The organism is Sphaerisporangium viridialbum, from assembly GCF_049674955.1.
GTDB classification, from domain to species: Bacteria; Actinomycetota; Actinomycetes; order Streptosporangiales; family Streptosporangiaceae; genus Sphaerisporangium; species Sphaerisporangium viridialbum.
In genome coordinates this window covers 1282062-1296380 of record NZ_CP187232.1, presented here as the reverse complement: position 1 = coordinate 1296380, position 14319 = coordinate 1282062, and the positions used below count along the sequence as shown (strand labels likewise).

At 70.0% G+C, this 14319-nt stretch carries 13 protein-coding genes; 7 read left to right on the top strand and 6 right to left on the bottom strand.

Annotation, left to right across the window (positions count from 1 at the left end):
• The first annotated feature begins 92 nt into the window (after positions 1-92).
• Positions 93-1223: a D-alanyl-D-alanine carboxypeptidase family protein gene (locus ACOZ38_RS06160; protein ID WP_424529161.1), complete on the top strand. Its 1131-nt coding sequence runs from the start codon at positions 93-95 to the stop codon at positions 1221-1223.
• A gap of 13 nt (positions 1224-1236) precedes the next feature.
• On the opposite strand, the gene ACOZ38_RS06155 is transcribed toward ACOZ38_RS06160, so the two are convergent.
• The 3 genes from ACOZ38_RS06155 to ACOZ38_RS06145 form a co-directional block, all read right to left on the bottom strand.
• A complete protein-coding gene (locus ACOZ38_RS06155; protein ID WP_424529160.1) occupies positions 1237-2178 on the bottom strand; it encodes a YihY/virulence factor BrkB family protein in 942 nt (313 codons plus the stop codon).
• Positions 2179-2303: 125 nt separating this feature from the next.
• Complete coding sequence (gene trpS / locus ACOZ38_RS06150) at positions 2304-3308, bottom strand: tryptophan--tRNA ligase (protein WP_424529159.1); 1005 nt, start codon at positions 3306-3308, stop codon at positions 2304-2306.
• Between the two features lie 45 nt (positions 3309-3353).
• Positions 3354-4667, bottom strand: a complete 1314-nt coding sequence (locus ACOZ38_RS06145; RefSeq protein ID WP_424529158.1) for a hemolysin family protein — start codon at positions 4665-4667, stop codon at positions 3354-3356.
• 155 nt (positions 4668-4822) lie between these two features.
• On the opposite strand from ACOZ38_RS06145, the gene galE reads away from it, so the two are divergent.
• Together galE and ACOZ38_RS06135 are read left to right on the top strand one after the other, a co-directional pair.
• Positions 4823-5785 (top strand): UDP-glucose 4-epimerase GalE, encoded by a 963-nt coding sequence (gene galE / locus ACOZ38_RS06140; RefSeq protein ID WP_424529157.1) that lies wholly within the window; start codon positions 4823-4825, stop codon positions 5783-5785.
• 109 nt (positions 5786-5894) lie between these two features.
• Positions 5895-6020: a hypothetical protein gene (locus tag ACOZ38_RS06135; RefSeq protein WP_405144738.1), complete on the top strand. Its 126-nt coding sequence runs from the start codon at positions 5895-5897 to the stop codon at positions 6018-6020.
• A 10-nt stretch (positions 6021-6030) separates the two neighbouring features.
• Here ACOZ38_RS06135 and ACOZ38_RS06130 read toward each other — a convergent pair whose 3' ends face one another.
• The gene (locus tag ACOZ38_RS06130) at positions 6031-6885 is read right to left on the bottom strand and encodes a hypothetical protein (RefSeq protein ID WP_424529156.1); all 855 of its coding nucleotides are present in this window, start codon (positions 6883-6885) and stop codon (positions 6031-6033) included.
• Between the two features lie 171 nt (positions 6886-7056).
• A complete protein-coding gene (locus ACOZ38_RS06125) occupies positions 7057-8520 on the bottom strand; it encodes an MDR family MFS transporter (protein WP_424529155.1) in 1464 nt (487 codons plus the stop codon).
• A gap of 94 nt (positions 8521-8614) precedes the next feature.
• On the opposite strand from ACOZ38_RS06125, the gene ACOZ38_RS06120 reads away from it, so the two are divergent.
• Positions 8615-9187 (top strand): PadR family transcriptional regulator, encoded by a 573-nt coding sequence (locus tag ACOZ38_RS06120; RefSeq protein ID WP_424529154.1) that lies wholly within the window; start codon positions 8615-8617, stop codon positions 9185-9187.
• On the opposite strand, the gene ACOZ38_RS06115 is transcribed toward ACOZ38_RS06120, so the two are convergent.
• On the bottom strand, positions 9184-11070 hold the full coding sequence (locus tag ACOZ38_RS06115; RefSeq protein WP_424529153.1) for a serine/threonine-protein kinase: 1887 nt from the start codon (positions 11068-11070) through the stop codon (positions 9184-9186). The two genes, ACOZ38_RS06120 and ACOZ38_RS06115, sit on opposite strands and share 4 nt — an antisense overlap.
• A 256-nt stretch (positions 11071-11326) precedes the next feature.
• On the opposite strand from ACOZ38_RS06115, the gene ACOZ38_RS06110 reads away from it, so the two are divergent.
• The 3 genes from ACOZ38_RS06110 to ACOZ38_RS06100 are packed head-to-tail and all read left to right on the top strand — an operon-like array spanning position 11327 to position 14282.
• Entirely contained in the window at positions 11327-11860 is a 534-nt protein-coding gene (locus ACOZ38_RS06110; RefSeq protein ID WP_424529152.1) for a hypothetical protein, read from the top strand.
• 43 nt (positions 11861-11903) lie between these two features.
• Entirely contained in the window at positions 11904-12938 is a 1035-nt protein-coding gene (locus ACOZ38_RS06105) for a hypothetical protein (RefSeq protein WP_424529151.1), read from the top strand.
• Positions 12939-12959: 21 nt separating this feature from the next.
• Positions 12960-14282, top strand: a complete 1323-nt coding sequence (locus ACOZ38_RS06100) for a Dyp-type peroxidase (RefSeq protein WP_424529150.1) — start codon at positions 12960-12962, stop codon at positions 14280-14282.
• The last annotated feature ends 37 nt before the right edge of the window (positions 14283-14319 follow it).

Here is a 14319-nt window from a genome sequence, read left to right as displayed (position 1 = left end):
ACCGCCCTGGTTACTGACCAGCACCTTCACGATCTTTGTCGTGTCTTGCCCCATCTGAAAAGCGACAAAGCTACGCTGACTTCTCTATGGGGATGAAGCACGTAACAGCACTCAGCGCACTCGCGCTCGCCGGGGGACTCACGTTGGTCACCCCTGCTCAGGCGCGCGCCGCGACCGACGACACCACGCCCATCGGCGGAATGCTGCTGGGACGGCGCGGCGTCGTGGTCGACTCGGCGGCCAAGGCGCTGCCCAAGTCCGAAGCCTCCGCCTTCGTGGTCGCCGACGCGGACACCGGCGAGGTGCTCGCCGCCAAGGACCCGCACGGCCGCTACCTTCCCGCCAGCACGCTCAAGATCCTCACAGCCGTCACGCTCATCCCCCGCCTGAACAAGAACAAAGTCATCAAGCCCAGCGCCGAGGCGTGCAACGTCGAGGGAAGCGCCGTGGGCCTGACCCAGCACAAGATCTACAAGGTCGACGACCTGTTCCGCGCGCTGATGATGGTCTCGGGCAACGACGCCGCCGTGGCGCTCGCCGAGACCAACGGCGGAGTCGCGCGCACCCTCACCGACATGAACGCCGAGGCCAAGCGGCTCCAGGCCCTCGACACCGTGGCCAAGACGCCGAACGGCCTGGACGAGCCGGGCCAGAGCAGCTCGGCGTACGACCTGGCGCTGATCGCGCGGGCCGGGCTGGCGAACTCCGACTTCCGCGAGTACGTCGGCACCAAGCTCGCCGACTTCCCCGCGCCCGAGGGCAAGCACTACCAGATGGCCAACCACAACAAGCTCCTCGGCAAGTACCCCGGGATGCTCGGCGTCAAGAACGGCTGGACGACCAAGGCGCTCGGCAGCTTCGTCGGGGCCGCCAAGCGGGACGGGCACACGATCATCGTCTCGGTGATGCGCCACGAGGGCTCGTTCTGGGAGGAGGTCAAGGAGCTGCTCGACTGGGGTTTCACGGCCAGGGGCCACGTGACGCCGGTCGGAGCGCTGGTCGGGCCGGTCGTCCCCAAGGCGAAGCCCACCAAGCCCGTCGGCGGTCCTCCGGCGGCGGCCCCCGCCCCCGCCAAGCCCGTCGTCGCGGCGCAGGACTCGGCGCTGGTCGGCATCGGCGCCGGGGTGGTGGCCGTGGGCCTGCTCGGCGGCGTGGCCTGGGTCGTGTACGGCGTGCGGCGCCGCTCGCGGCCCGAGCCGCGCCGCGAGCCCACAGAGGTGTGACGCCGGGCAGCGGCTAGTCGTAATCGCTGGTGGGCATGGGCGTGGGCTCGGGCGGCGGCGCGCCGTCGGCGGTGGAGGTCCACGCCGCCACGTACAGCACCCAGCGCGCCGAGAGGTTGAGCCAGACCAGCAGGCCCACGACCACGGCGAACGCGCCGTAGATGGGGTTGCTCAGCGTGTGGGACAGCAGCAGGGTGGCGAGCTGCTTGAGCACGCCGAACCCGACGGCCCCGAGCAGCGCGCCCTTGAGGAGGGTTCTGAGCGGCTTGCCCACCTTGGCCAGCCAGGCGAGGATGATCAGGAACACCAGCATGTCGGCCGCGACGCCGATCAGCACCCCGGCCAGGGGCAGCAGGGTCGCGGCGACGACCGAGCCGCCCAGCCTGAGCCATCCCATGATCGTGCCGGTGGCCTGGACGGCGACGCCGCCGGCCACCACCGAGATCACCATGGTGAGCCCGATGAACACGAGCGCCACCAGGTCGCGCAGCTTGGCGACGAACCAGTTCACCGGGGGTTCGCAGCTCACGCAGATGTCGTGCAGCGCGTCCCGCAGTGCGTCCACGGCGCCGACGCCGGCGTACAGCAGGCCCAGCAGTCCGATGATCCCCGCACTCGTGCGGGCCTGGGAGAGCTGGTCGATGTGCAGCTGGCCGGCCAGGCCGGGAAGCTGCTGGTTGATGGCGGCTTCGAGGGTCTCCAGCGCGTGCGGGTTGAGCGCCACCACGTAGCCGAACAGGGCGAAGGCCAGCGCTATCAGCGGGAAGAACGACAGGAACGCGAAGTAGGTGACGGCGCCCGCCAGCCGGTCGCCCCGCTGGCTCTGGTAGCGGTGGACGGTGCGGATCAGGTGGTCGACCCAGGGCCAGCGGACGCGGTAGTACTCGGTTCTGGCCCTGCCCCACGCCTTGACCGCCTCGACCCTCCGAAGGAACGAGGCCCACGCACTTCCCATCCTGCCCACCTACCCAGGAGACGTACGGTATGCGGACAGAGAATGGTCACCTCAGAGGTATCTCGGCGCCACCCCGCTCGTGGACCGGAGGCCGCGCCATGGCCGGGCGCCGCCTCCGGGGAGGCTCAGCCCCTCGGGACGAACCCGACGCGGTCGCGGACGGCCTCCATGGTCTCGCGGGCAATCTCGCCGGCCCGCCGCGCGCCGACCGCGAGCAGCCGGTCGAGCTCGGCCTCGTCGGACAGGAGCTTCTCGGTGCGCTCGCGGATCGGCGCGAAGGCGTCCACGATGACCTCGGCGACGTCCTTCTTGAACGCGCCGTAGCCGAGACCCGCGTAGCGCGCCTCCAGGTCGGGGATCGGCGTGCCGGTGATGACCGACTGGATGCGCAGGAGGTTGGTGACGCCGGGCTTGTTCTCGGGGTCGGCGACGACCTCGGAGCCGGTGTCGGTCACCGCGCGCATGACCTTCTTGCGCAGCGGGCCCGGCTCCTCGAGCACCTCCAGCAGGCCCTGGGGGCTGGAGGACGACTTGGACATCTTCGCCAGGGGATCCTGAAGGTCGGCGATCTTCTCGACCTCCTTGAGGATGTACGGCGCGGGCACGTTGAAGGTCTGGCCGTAGCGGCTGTTGAACCGCTGGGCGAGGTCGCGGGTGAGCTCCAGGTGCTGCTTCTGGTCGGCGCCCACCGGCACCTGGTCGGCCTGGTACATCAGGATGTCGGCCGCCTGGAGGATCGGGTAGGTGAACAGGCCCACGCCGGCCGAGCTCTCGCCGTACCTCGCCGCCTTGTCCTTGAACTGCGTCATGCGGGCGGCCTCGCCCATGCCGGTGTTGCAGATCAGGATCCAGGCGAGCTCGCTGTGCTCGCGGATGTGGCTCTGCACGAACAGCGTGCTGCGCTCGGGGTCGATGCCGGCGCCGAAGAGCTGGGCGGCGGAGACGCGGGTGCGGCGGCGCAGCTCGGAGGCCGAGGGGTTCACCGTGATCGCGTGCAGGTCGGCGATGAAGTAGAAGGCGTCGTGCGTCTCCTGCATGTCGACCCACTGGCGGACGGCACCGAGGTAGTTGCCCAGGTGGAACGAGTCAGCGGTGGGCTGGATGCCGGAGAGAACACGAGGTCTGGCCATAGCAAACAATTCTGTCAGGACTCCAGGGTGGTCTGCGACTCCTCCTCAGGACTCCGGGGCGTCATCGGAGTCGGGGGGCACGACTTTCCTGATCACGCGCACCCGGCCCACCCTGCGGCCGTCCATCTCGGTGACGATCAGCGAGCAGGCGGGCCGCTCGACCCTCTCCCCCGTCTCGGGAAGGTGCCCGAGCGCGGCCATGACGAACCCGCCGAGCGTCTCGTACGGGCCCTGCTCCAGCCGGATGCCGGTCTCGCTCTCGAAGTCGTCGAGGTTGATCAGGCCCTCGATCTCGATCTCGCCCGCCACCAGCCGCACCGGCTGCCCGGCGGCGTCGTACTCGTCGCGGATGTCGCCGGTGAGCTGCTCGACCAGGTCCTCCATGGTCACGATGCCCGCCGTGCCGCCGTACTCGTCGACGACGATGGCGAGGTGCTGGCCGTCGTCGCGCATCTCGGTCAGCGTGGGGAGCACCCGCTTGGTGGCGGGCAGCAGCTTGACCGGCCTGATGGGCACCAGCTCGCTGATCGGCTCGATGCTGCCGGTGAGCACGGGGTCGAGAAGATCACGCACGTGGACGAACCCCACGATGTTGTCGTAGGAGTCCCGGTACACGGGGAACCGCGAGTGGGGCATCGCCGCGGCCAGGATCGCCGCCTCGGCCAGGGGCGTGTCGGCGGACATGAACTCCACCTCGGTGCGCGGCAGCATCACCTCCCTGAGATGGCGCTTACCGGCCGTGAACACCTCGTCGATCAGGTCCCGCTCGTCCTTGGTGAGCTCCTGGTGGCCGACGACCATGTCCCTGAGCTCCTCGGTGGTCATCGCGGCGCGGTCGGCGTGGGGGTTGCCCCCGAGGAGCCGCACCACGCCGTCGGTCGACTTGGACAGCACCCAGATCACCGGCCGCGACAGCGAGGCCAGCCGGTCGAGGAAGGGCGCGACCAGCAGCGAGAGGCCTTCGGCCCGCTGCCTGGCGAGCCGCTTTGGCGCCAGCTCGCCGAGCACCAGGGTGACGTAGGAGATCGCGAGCGTCACCACCACGAGCGACAGCGGCCGTACGGCTCCGGCGGGCACCCAGGACTTGGCGATGAGCGGCTCAAGCTGGCCCGCCAGGGTGTCGGCTCCGACCGCGGCCGACAGCACGGTCGCGACGGTCATCCCGATCTGCACGGCGGAAAGGAAGCGGTTCGGGTCGCGGGCCAGCTTGGCCACGCGTGAGCCGCGCCTGCCCTCCTCCGCCAGCTTGCGGACCTGGCTCTCGCGCAGGGAGACCATGGCCATCTCGGCGGCCGCGAAGAACCCGCCGATCAGGACGAAGACGAGGACGAGGACGATGTTCGCCGCGACGTTGTGCACGTCGATCGATGTCCGTTCGAATAAGGCTCACATGATGATCTGGTCAGCGTACCGGCTGCGCTTTATCTCGCCGTCGTCCAGCGGCGCGTAAGCTGGGCACTGGCCGTACAAAACCGCACACGATCAAACAAGATCGCACGGATGGGTGGGGAAAAGTGAAGCTGCTGGTAACCGGGGGCGCCGGTTATATCGGAAGCGCCGTGGCCGCACAGCTCATCGAGACCGGTCACGAGGTTACCGTCCTCGACGACCTCTCCACAGGGCACGCCGACGCGGTTCCGGCGGGCGCTTCCTTCGTCGAGGGCTCCGTCACCGAGGCGGGGGGCGTCCTCGCGCAGGGGTTCGACGGCGTGCTGCACTTCGCCGCGCGGTCGCTCGTCGGCGAGTCGGTGGAGAAGCCCGGGCTCTACTGGTCCAGCAATCTCGGCGGCACGCTCGCGCTGCTCGACGCCATGCGGGCGCACGGCGTGCGGCGCATCGTCTTCTCCTCCACCGCGGCGACGTACGGCGAGCCCGAGGGCACCCCGATCGTCGAGACCGACCCCACCCGCCCCACCAACCCGTACGGGGCGTCCAAGCTCGCGGTCGACACCGCGCTCACCGCCTTCGCCGGCCTGCACGGCCTCGGAGCGGTCAGCCTGCGCTACTTCAACGTGGCGGGCGCCTTCACCGCCGCCGGCGGGCAGGTCTACGGCGAGCGCCACGCCGTGGAGACCCACCTGATCCCGAACGTCCTCGCGGTCGCCCTCGGCCTGCGCGAGTCGGTGAACGTCTTCGGCACCGACTACCCCACCCCCGACGGCACGTGCGTGCGCGACTACGTCCACGTCACCGACCTCGCGCGGGCCCACCTGCTGGCCCTCGACTCCTGCCGGCCCGGCTCGCACAAGATCTACAACCTGGGCAGCGGCACGGGCTTCTCGGTGCGGGAGGTCATCGCGGTCTGCCGCGAGGTCACCGGTCACCCGATCCCCACCGTGGTCGGCGAGCGCCGGGCGGGCGACCCCGCGGTGCTGGTGGCCTCCTCCGAGCGCATCCAGCGCGAGCTCGGCTGGAAGGCCGAGCACGCCGACCTGCGCACGATCGTCACCGACGCCTGGGCCGCCCTGACCCGCTGACCCGGCAACCTGTGAAATCGAATCACGTTCTGCGAAAGAGGTATCTCGCTCCGTCATCTGTGGTGAGATCTCATACGTGATAAAAGCTGCAAACTTCTCACCTTTTGCGGTGAAGGTGGCGCTGGCTGGTCTCATCGTGTTCTGCGCCGTGCTGGCCGCGGCCGGCGCGGTGTTCGCCACCACGGTCCCGGAGGACGGGCGCGGCCACGGCCGGTGCACCTCGCACTCCGGATGAGGGCCGGCGGCTAGCCGTGCCGCAGGGAGACCCGCATGCGCGCCTGGTTGTTGGCCGGGCGGCGGTCGCCGACGCGCGCGGAGTACACCGTCGCCTCCGTGTCGACCTCGCGCGACCCCCGGCGAGGCATGCGGAAGACGAGGCTGAGCGTCCCGCGCGCGCCCGACCCTATCGGCCGCAGCGCGCAGCCCACCTGTCCGCGCAGCTTCGCGCACCGGGCGCCGCTGGCCGAGAGGAACCGGGCGCCGTGCTCGGTGAAGTAGACGCGGGCGTCGCGCACGGGCACCGGCCCGCTGTTGCGCACCGCCGCCCTGACGGTGAAACGCTGTCCCGGCTTGGCGATCCCCTTGGCGGGCGAGAGCCGCACGGCGAGGTCGGCTCCCTCGCCCACTTTCGTCAGCACTTCGGCGTGGTTGTCGGCCTCGTTGTCGTCGACCACCTCCGACGTCAGGCGGGCGGTCGCGCGGAGCGGGCCACGCGCGCCCGTACCGACCACGCCGAGCACCGTCACCGCGCCCGAGTCACCGGCATGGATGTCCGTCGCGGAGGGGCAGACCACCTCGTGCTTGGACGTCCCCGGGTGGCACGAGGCGACGTTGACGGCGATGACGTCCACCTGGTCGGGGACGCGGATCGTGAGCACGGGCAGCACGGCGTCGCCCGGCCCGGCGTTGCGCACCTTCACCTCGTAGGACAGCCACTGCCCCGGCTGTGCCACGCGCGGGGAGGCGGTGAGGCTCACCGACAGGTCCGCCCCTCCCCACAGTCTCGGCGAGTGTCTCGCTGACGCGTTCACCACCGCCGGAGCACCCGCGACGACGAGCAGGACGAGACCGGCGGCGATGCCCGCCGAGAACAGACCCATTGATGTGCGACCCCCATACGTTCGAGATCAATTGAACGCCGCGAGGGTCTCGCCGCGCCCGCCCGACACGCAGCCCCCGATGCAGGCGAATCCCACCGAACGGCAAAGGTTGGTCACGGCTCGGATCCCGTTCCGGTCACCCCGCTCACCCCGCTCACTCCGCTCCCCCGCTCACTCCGTGACCGGAGCCGTACGGGCCCCGAAGTCGAGGACGGTGCGGCCGGGCAGGAAGGCCAGGGCCACGACGGCGACCACCGCGCCCGCCACCGCGAGCCAGGGGATGACCGTGGCCGCCGCCGCGGCATGCGCCTCGGCCAGGCCCGCGTGCCCTGCCGCCTGGTCACGGACGACCGTGGTGTACGCCGTGCCGGCGACCGCCAGGGCCACCGAGCCGCCGATCTGGCGGAAGAACGTGAGGTTCGCGCTGGCCGTGCCGATGTAACTGGGCGGCACGGAGTACTGGACCGCCACCGTCAGCCCCGAGAGCATCGGGCCGATGCCGAGCCCGATGAGCGCCATCCAGGCCACCAGCGACCAGGTCGGGGTGTCCACGGCCAGCCCGGAGCACAGCAGCGCGCCGGCCACGATGAGGAACGGCGCCGCGAGCAGCCACGGCTTGTAACGGCGCGTCTTGCTGATCAGCGCTCCCGTCAGCACGCTGCCGGCCACCATGCCGAACATGAGCGGGTAGATGTGCAGTCCGGACGACGTGGCGCTCTGGCCCTGCGCCTGCTGGAAATAGCGGGGCAGGAAGACGGCCCCGGCGAACAGGCAGGACGCGGTGAAGAAGGAGGTGATGTTCACGATCGTGTAGGTGCGGTCGCGGAACAGGTGCAGCGGGATGATCGGCTGCTCGGCACGCGCCTCGACCAGGACGAACACCGCGAGCAGGACGGCCGAGGCGACCAGCGGGCCGATGACGGGCGCGCTCGTCCAGGTGTGGTCGTCCAGGCCCTTCTCCGTGAGGCCGAGCAGGAGCGAGCTGATCGCCACGGTGAACACCGCGATGCCGAGGTAGTCGGGCCTGGACCCTCCGGTGCCCGGCACGCGGGGCAGGCGCAGCACGATGATGGCCAGGAGCAGCGCCCCGATCGGGATGTTGACGAAGAACGCCCAGCGCCAGCTCGCGTGGTCGGTGAAGAACCCGCCGAGGAACGGCCCCGCGATGTAGCTCGCGGCCATGACGGCCCCGATCGCGCCCTGCACCCTGCCGCTCCTGTCCGGCGGGAACAGGTCGGCCATCAGGGCAAGGGACAGCGGCAGGAGCGCCCCCGCGCCCAGCCCCTGCACGCCGCGGAAGGCGATGAGCTGGCCCATGTTCTGGGCGAGCCCGCACAGCACCGAGCCCACCAGGAACACCACGATGCCGATCAGCAGCAGGGGCTTGCGGCCATAGGCGTCCGACAGCCTGCCGTACAAGGGGACCGTGACCGTCGAGGTCAGCAGGTAGGCGGTGACGACCCAGGTGTAGAGCCCGGCGCCGCCGAAGTCCGCGGTGATGCGGGGTAAGGCGGTGCCGACGATCGTCTGGTCGAGCATCGCGAGGAACATCCCGCCGAGCACGCCGAACAGCAGCAGGCCGTTGCCCCGCTCCTGGTGCTCTGTGCCGGCCGGAGCCGTGGTCATCGCCGTCATCGCCCTGTCCTCTCAATCCATTGTCATGTCTGTTTAGACAGGTAGAAGGTGACATGTCTGTACTTACATGTCAATCCTTAGTTATGCTGATGCCATGTCGCTGCGGATCGCCCTGCTGGGCCTGCTGTCCTTCTCCGGGCCGGCCAGCGGATACGACCTGACCAAGAAGTTCGAGACGTCGCTCAACTACGTCTGGCAGGCGGGGCACAGCCAGATCTATCCCGAGCTGGCCAAGATGGCGGCCGACGGCCTGATCACGGTCGAGGCCGAGGGCGCGCGCGGGCGCAAGATGTACACCATCACCCGCGAGGGGCACGACGAGCTGCGCCACTGGCTGACCGAGCACACGCCGAGCGGGCCCGTGCGTAACGAGGGGGCGCTCCAGGCCTTCCTGCTACCGCTCCTCGACGCGCCGGAGGCGCTGGCGGTCCTGCGCAGGGTGAGCGCGGGCGTGGAGGCCAGGCTGGACGACCTGCAGGCGCTACGTGCGACCAAGCAGGCACAGATCTGTCCCGACAGGGGAACGGTCGGCGGCTACGCCCTCGACCTCGGCATCAGGAACGCCCTCACCACCCTGGCATGGGCCAGGGACACCGCCGCCTCCATCGACCCCGGCTCAGTCGGCCCCGGCCTCGGCTTCGCCGAGGAGCCGTCCGACCCGGCCTAGCCGCAGCTCACGGGAGCGGGCCTGGTCGTCTCGGGGTCGAAGCCGACCTTCCCGAAATGCTTCTCGAGCAGCGTCTTCACGGTGCCGTCCTCGTACATCTGGGCGATGGCGGCGCGCACCGTCTTGCAGGTCCTGCTGTCGCCCTTCTTGACCGCGACGGCGTACCGCTCGTCGGTCAGCCTGGCGCCCAGCACCTTGTAGCGGATGCTCTCGCGGTTGGCGAACCCGGCCAGCAGCAGGTCGTCGCCGGGGACGGCGTCCACCTTTCCCGCGCGCAGCATGTTCATGCAGTCGGCGTAGGTGTTCGCGGCGACGAGCCGCACCTTGACGGCGTCCTGGACGATGCCGGTGGACATGCTCGACCCCGGCGAGCACATCTTGTGCCCCTCCAGGTCGGCCACCTTCGTGTACGGGTCGCCGTCCCGTACGAGCACGTCGACGTGTGCGGTGTAGTACGGCCCCGCGAAGGTGACCTGGTTGTTGTCGTTGATCGGATAGGTCGCGATCACGAGGTCGGCCGCGCCGGAGTTCAGGAGGGACACCCGCTCGGTCATGCTGGACGCCTGGTAGGTGATGCCGCTGCGGGGGACGCCGAGCTGCTTGGCGATGTAGGCGCCGACCTCCACCTCGAAGCCGTGCCACTCTCCCCCGTCGCTGAGGGCGATGCCGGGCACGAGGTCGCGCATGGCGATGGTCAGCTTGTGCGTCCTCGCCGCCTTGTCAACGACGGAGGAGAACACCGGGGGCGTGCCGGGGGTGCGCCCGGGCGTGCTCGCCTGGCGCGTCGCACCAGGGGAGACGGACGCCAGGCCCGGCCCCCACTGCCTGGCGGCGAGGGCGCCGCCGCCCGCGAGCACCATGACCGCGACCGCCGCCGCGAGCCACCTGCCCCGGCGAGGACGCCTGCTCGGCGCCTCCTCGGCGGGTGCGCCGGCCTCCGGCGCCGGGGGGACGACGGAGCCTCCCGGCCCCGCGTCGTGGGTGCCGTCCCGGCCCGTCCACGCGGATGCGATCGTCTCGCGGCCGGCCAGCTCGGCGCCCTGGCTGAGCACGGCGGTGGACGCGCCCACCGCTTCGGCGTGGCCGAGCAGGCGGAGCAGGATCTGGTCGGCGGAGGGCCTGGCGCCCGGCGACTTGTGCAGGCATGAGCGCACCACGCCGCGCAGCGGCTCGGGCAGGCCGCTCACGTCGACCTCGTGGTTGAGCACGCGGTTGAGGACCACGGCGATGGAGTTGCCGCCGAACGGCGCGGAACCGGTGGCCGCGAAGGCGACCGTCGAGCCCCACGCGAACACGTCGGCGGGCGGGCCCACCTCGCCCCCGGAGATCTGCTCGGGCGCCATGTAGGCGGGAGTGCCGACGGCCCTGCTCGTGATCGTGCCCGTGGAGTCGAGGATGCGCGCGATGCCGAAGTCGACCACGCGGGGCCCGTCCGCCGCCATCAGCACGTTGTCGGGCTTGAAGTCGCGGTGCACGATGCCCGCGTGGTGGATGGCCGTGAGCGCCGTGGCCGTACCGACCGCGAGACGCTCCAGCTTGCTGCCCGACAACGGCCCGGTGGCCTCGACGGTCTCGCGCAGCGACGGCCCCTCGATGTACTCGCTGGCGATATACGGCGTGTCGCCGTCGAGGTCGGCGGCGATCACCCGGGCCGTGCAGAACGAGGCGACCCGCTCCGCGGCCTTGAGCTCGCGCGCGAAGCGCGACCTCGCCGTCAGGTCGCCGCTGAACTTGACGTGCAGCAACTTGACCGCGGCACTCTCCCCGGCGTCGCTCTCACCGAGGTAGACGACCCCCTGACCGCCCTCCCCGATGCGCCCGGTGAGTCTGAAAGGGCCCAGCTGCCGGGGATCTCCCCGTCCGAGCGGCCCGAGCTCCGGCATTCCTGTCCCCGTGATTCCTCAAGTGTCGACCATGAGAACTTTACGGCCCCTTGGTGGTCTTACCGGGAACCGAGACCACGCCGTAACCTCCCATGCCGGCCCGACCGGTCGCATGGCATAATTCCGTCGCTCCCGCCTATTCCAGCTGACCGGATCCGCTGGCCTCCCAGAGCCGCGGATGGCTGTGTGGGATAATTTCCCACGTCAGGCGGCCTTTGGCCTGTTCCCCTCCTGACTGGGAGACGGAGGAACAGGCATGGAGATCAGGCCACAGGCGGTGGTCATCCCCAAGGAGACCGACCATCTCGAACAGGGGAAGCACGGCCCCATCTTCCCCAGGACCCCGGCGTGCTACGGGTTCACCATCATCGCGAAGGTCAAGCCCGGCCGGGCCGAGACGATCCGCGGCTATGGGTACACGCTGGCCAAGGCGCTGGAAGACGATCCGTATCTCCTCGCGCCGCTCAAGCTGCACTACCTGCGCTGGGTGCTCTTCGATGACGACACGCGTTTCATGTACCAGGGCATCTTCGACACCGACTTCGACAAGTACACCGAAGACGCCATCGCCCTGTTCGGCAGGGCGGGGGTGAACACGGCGTTCGAGAACCTCGAAGGGTTCCCCGAAGACTGGAAGACCAACCCCGAGGCGTTCATCGAGTTCGTCCGTAAGCACCAGTGCCCGAGCTTCATCGAGTACGGGGAGTACCCGTACGTCACCGCCGACGAGATCAAAAAGGCCCTGAGGATCAAGAGCGCCCTGTCGGAGATGCTCGACCAACTGCAGTGAGAGCGGGCCGCGGGCCCGTGCTCCGCTGTGGATCGGAGGCGAGATGAGCGAGACGAACCAGGTCAGGACCGCGCGCACCTACAACCAGAACCATGCGCCGCGCGAGTACACCCCCGGCCGGCGGCGGGTGAGCATCTACGTTTCGTGGAGCTATCCGGCCGAGGCCGGCAGGAACCCTGCCGAGCTGGACAACCGATTCTCCACAATGACCGAGGTACGGCGCGTCGCCTGGCCCGCCTACGAGGACCCGAAATGGTCTGACCCGCTGCGGTTCCAGCAGGGCATCGCCGGAGGGCTGGAGCTGTTCTTCCGGGGCTGGCTGCCGTTCCAGCGGTTCACCGAGGAGACCACAGGACATCCGGTGCCGGTGTACCAACGGGTCGATCACGCCGGGTTCCGTACTGTGCTGGACGAGCGGGTGCTGGCCGACACCGACACCCTCCTGGTGTTCGGGCTGGATCACATGGTCACCGGGCAGGACGCCGAGCCCGAGGAGATCGAGGCGCTGCGGCGGTTCCTCACCCGAGAGGGGACCTGCCTGGTCCTGGGCCCGCATCACGACGTGGGGGCGTACGACGACCTGGCGGTGCGCGACATGGAGTACCACCATCACGGCGACCCCTTGGTTCCCCGTCAGCAACGCTTCGCCCGGTACGTCCGGGGCTTGATGGCCGGGCTCGGCGTGCCTGTGCGGAACCGCTACGGGCTGCGCCCCGCGGTGCCGGCGCAGGGAACCGACAGCAGCAGCCCGTTGTCCATCGCCAGGGATCTGGACGCCAAGGGATGGCTGGACGGGGTGACCAGCTTCAACTTCCACATGCACCTGCCGCACTACGCCGTGACGACCGATGACCCGGACGTCGTGCAGGTGCTGGGCAGGCAGCCGATCGACATGTCCCGGCCGCCGCACCCCTTCACAGAGGCGGGCAACACCGAGTTCAACAGGTTCCTGTGGATGCCCCCGGAGGGACAGCGCGCCGGCGACGTGCTCCTGGCCGACTCCACGCTCTTCAGCGCGCTGTTCGGCAGCGATGAGAGCCTGCGCGCCTTCTGGAGGAACATCGTCTCGGCCAAGTAGCACCCAGAGAGGCGGGTATCGGTGACCAGGCCAGCGCGCGTCGCGCTCGAACTCGACGACATCCAGCGCGGAGTTCTCAGCCCGCGGCCGACTCCCTACGCGGCGACCTACATCCTTTTCCGCATCGATGAGCGCACCCACGGGCGGGAGTTGATGAGGCGCCTGAGCAAGGTGGTGACCTCGTCCGCCGAGACGGCAAGCCCCCTGGGCGAAACCTGGGTCAGCGTCGCGCTCACCTATCACGGCCTGCAGGCGCTGGGAGTGCCGCAGGAGGCGCTGGGCACCTTCGCCTGGGAGTTCCGGCAGGGCATGGCCGCCAGGGCCACAGCGCTGGGCGATGTCGGCGACAGCGGCCCCGAGCACTGGGAACCGCCGCTGGGCACGCCCGACGTCCACGTGGTGCTGGTGGCGCTGGCGCCTGACAGCGCCCGGTTGGAAGCGGCCATCGATCACGCCCGCCCTGCCTGTCACGGCCTGTCCGGCGTCACGGCGATCTGGCGGCAGAACTGCCACGCGTTGCCCACCCAGACCGAACCCTTCGGCTACCGCGACGGCATAAGCCACCCGGCCGTCGAGGGCAGCGGCATCGCCGGGTCCAACCCGCTGGAGGCGCCGCTCCAGGCCGGGGAGTTCGTGCTCGGCTACCGCGACGAGCTCGGCGGCATCCAGATGCCCCAGCCCGAGGTGCTGGGACGCAACGGCACCTACGTGGCCTTCCGCAAACTCCACCAGCGCGTCGCCGCCTTCCGGCGCTACCTGCAGGACAACGCCACCGGCCCCGAGGACGAGGAACTGCTGGCAGCCAAGATCATGGGACGCTGGCGCAGCGGCGCGCCGCTGGCGCTCAGCCCGACCCGCGACGACCCCGCCCTCGGCGCCGACCCCCGCCGCAACAACGGCTTCTTGTACCAGCACGACGATCCCGCGGGATTCATCACCCCCGGCGGCTGCCACATCCGCCGGGGCAACCCCCGGGACGCGGCGGTGGCCGGCGTACCGAGGCTGCACCGGATGATCAGGCGCGGTACCGCGTACGGCCCACCGCTGCCCGAGGGAGCCCTGGATGACGACGGGGCCGACCGTGGACTGATGTTCGCCTTCATCGGGGCACATCTGGGGCGGCAGTTCGAGTTCGTCCAGTCCGAGTGGATGAACGACGGCGTCTTCTTCGGCGCTGGTGACGCGCGAGATCCCATCGTCGGCTCCGGTGACCTCACCATCCCCCGCAGGCCGGTACGGCGGTGCCTGCGCGGCCTGCCGCAGTTCGTCGTCACCCGCGGCGGCGAGTACTGCTTCATGCCAGGGCTGAACGCCCTGGCCTGGCTTGGCGATCTCAACGGCTGAAGGCACGGCAGGCGCTACCCAACGGCACCTCGCCTGC

Bases quoted from the DNA above. Each gene is read 5' to 3' on its own strand.
- ACOZ38_RS06120 (WP_424529154.1), top strand. From the start codon at position 8,615: ATGTCGCTGCGGATCGCCCTGCTGGGCCTGCTGTCCTTCTCCGGGCCG.
- ACOZ38_RS06160 (WP_424529161.1), top strand. From the start codon at position 93: ATGAAGCACGTAACAGCACTCAGCGCACTCGCGCTCGCCGGGGGACTC.
- ACOZ38_RS06105 (WP_424529151.1), top strand. From the start codon at position 11,904: ATGAGCGAGACGAACCAGGTCAGGACCGCGCGCACCTACAACCAGAAC.
- ACOZ38_RS06130 (WP_424529156.1), bottom strand. From the start codon at position 6,885: ATGGGTCTGTTCTCGGCGGGCATCGCCGCCGGTCTCGTCCTGCTCGTC.
- ACOZ38_RS06155 (WP_424529160.1), bottom strand. From the start codon at position 2,178: ATGGGAAGTGCGTGGGCCTCGTTCCTTCGGAGGGTCGAGGCGGTCAAG.
- ACOZ38_RS06110 (WP_424529152.1), top strand. From the start codon at position 11,327: ATGGAGATCAGGCCACAGGCGGTGGTCATCCCCAAGGAGACCGACCAT.
- ACOZ38_RS06115 (WP_424529153.1), bottom strand. From the start codon at position 11,070: ATGCCGGAGCTCGGGCCGCTCGGACGGGGAGATCCCCGGCAGCTGGGC.
- trpS (WP_424529159.1), bottom strand. From the start codon at position 3,308: ATGGCCAGACCTCGTGTTCTCTCCGGCATCCAGCCCACCGCTGACTCG.
- ACOZ38_RS06125 (WP_424529155.1), bottom strand. From the start codon at position 8,520: ATGACGGCGATGACCACGGCTCCGGCCGGCACAGAGCACCAGGAGCGG.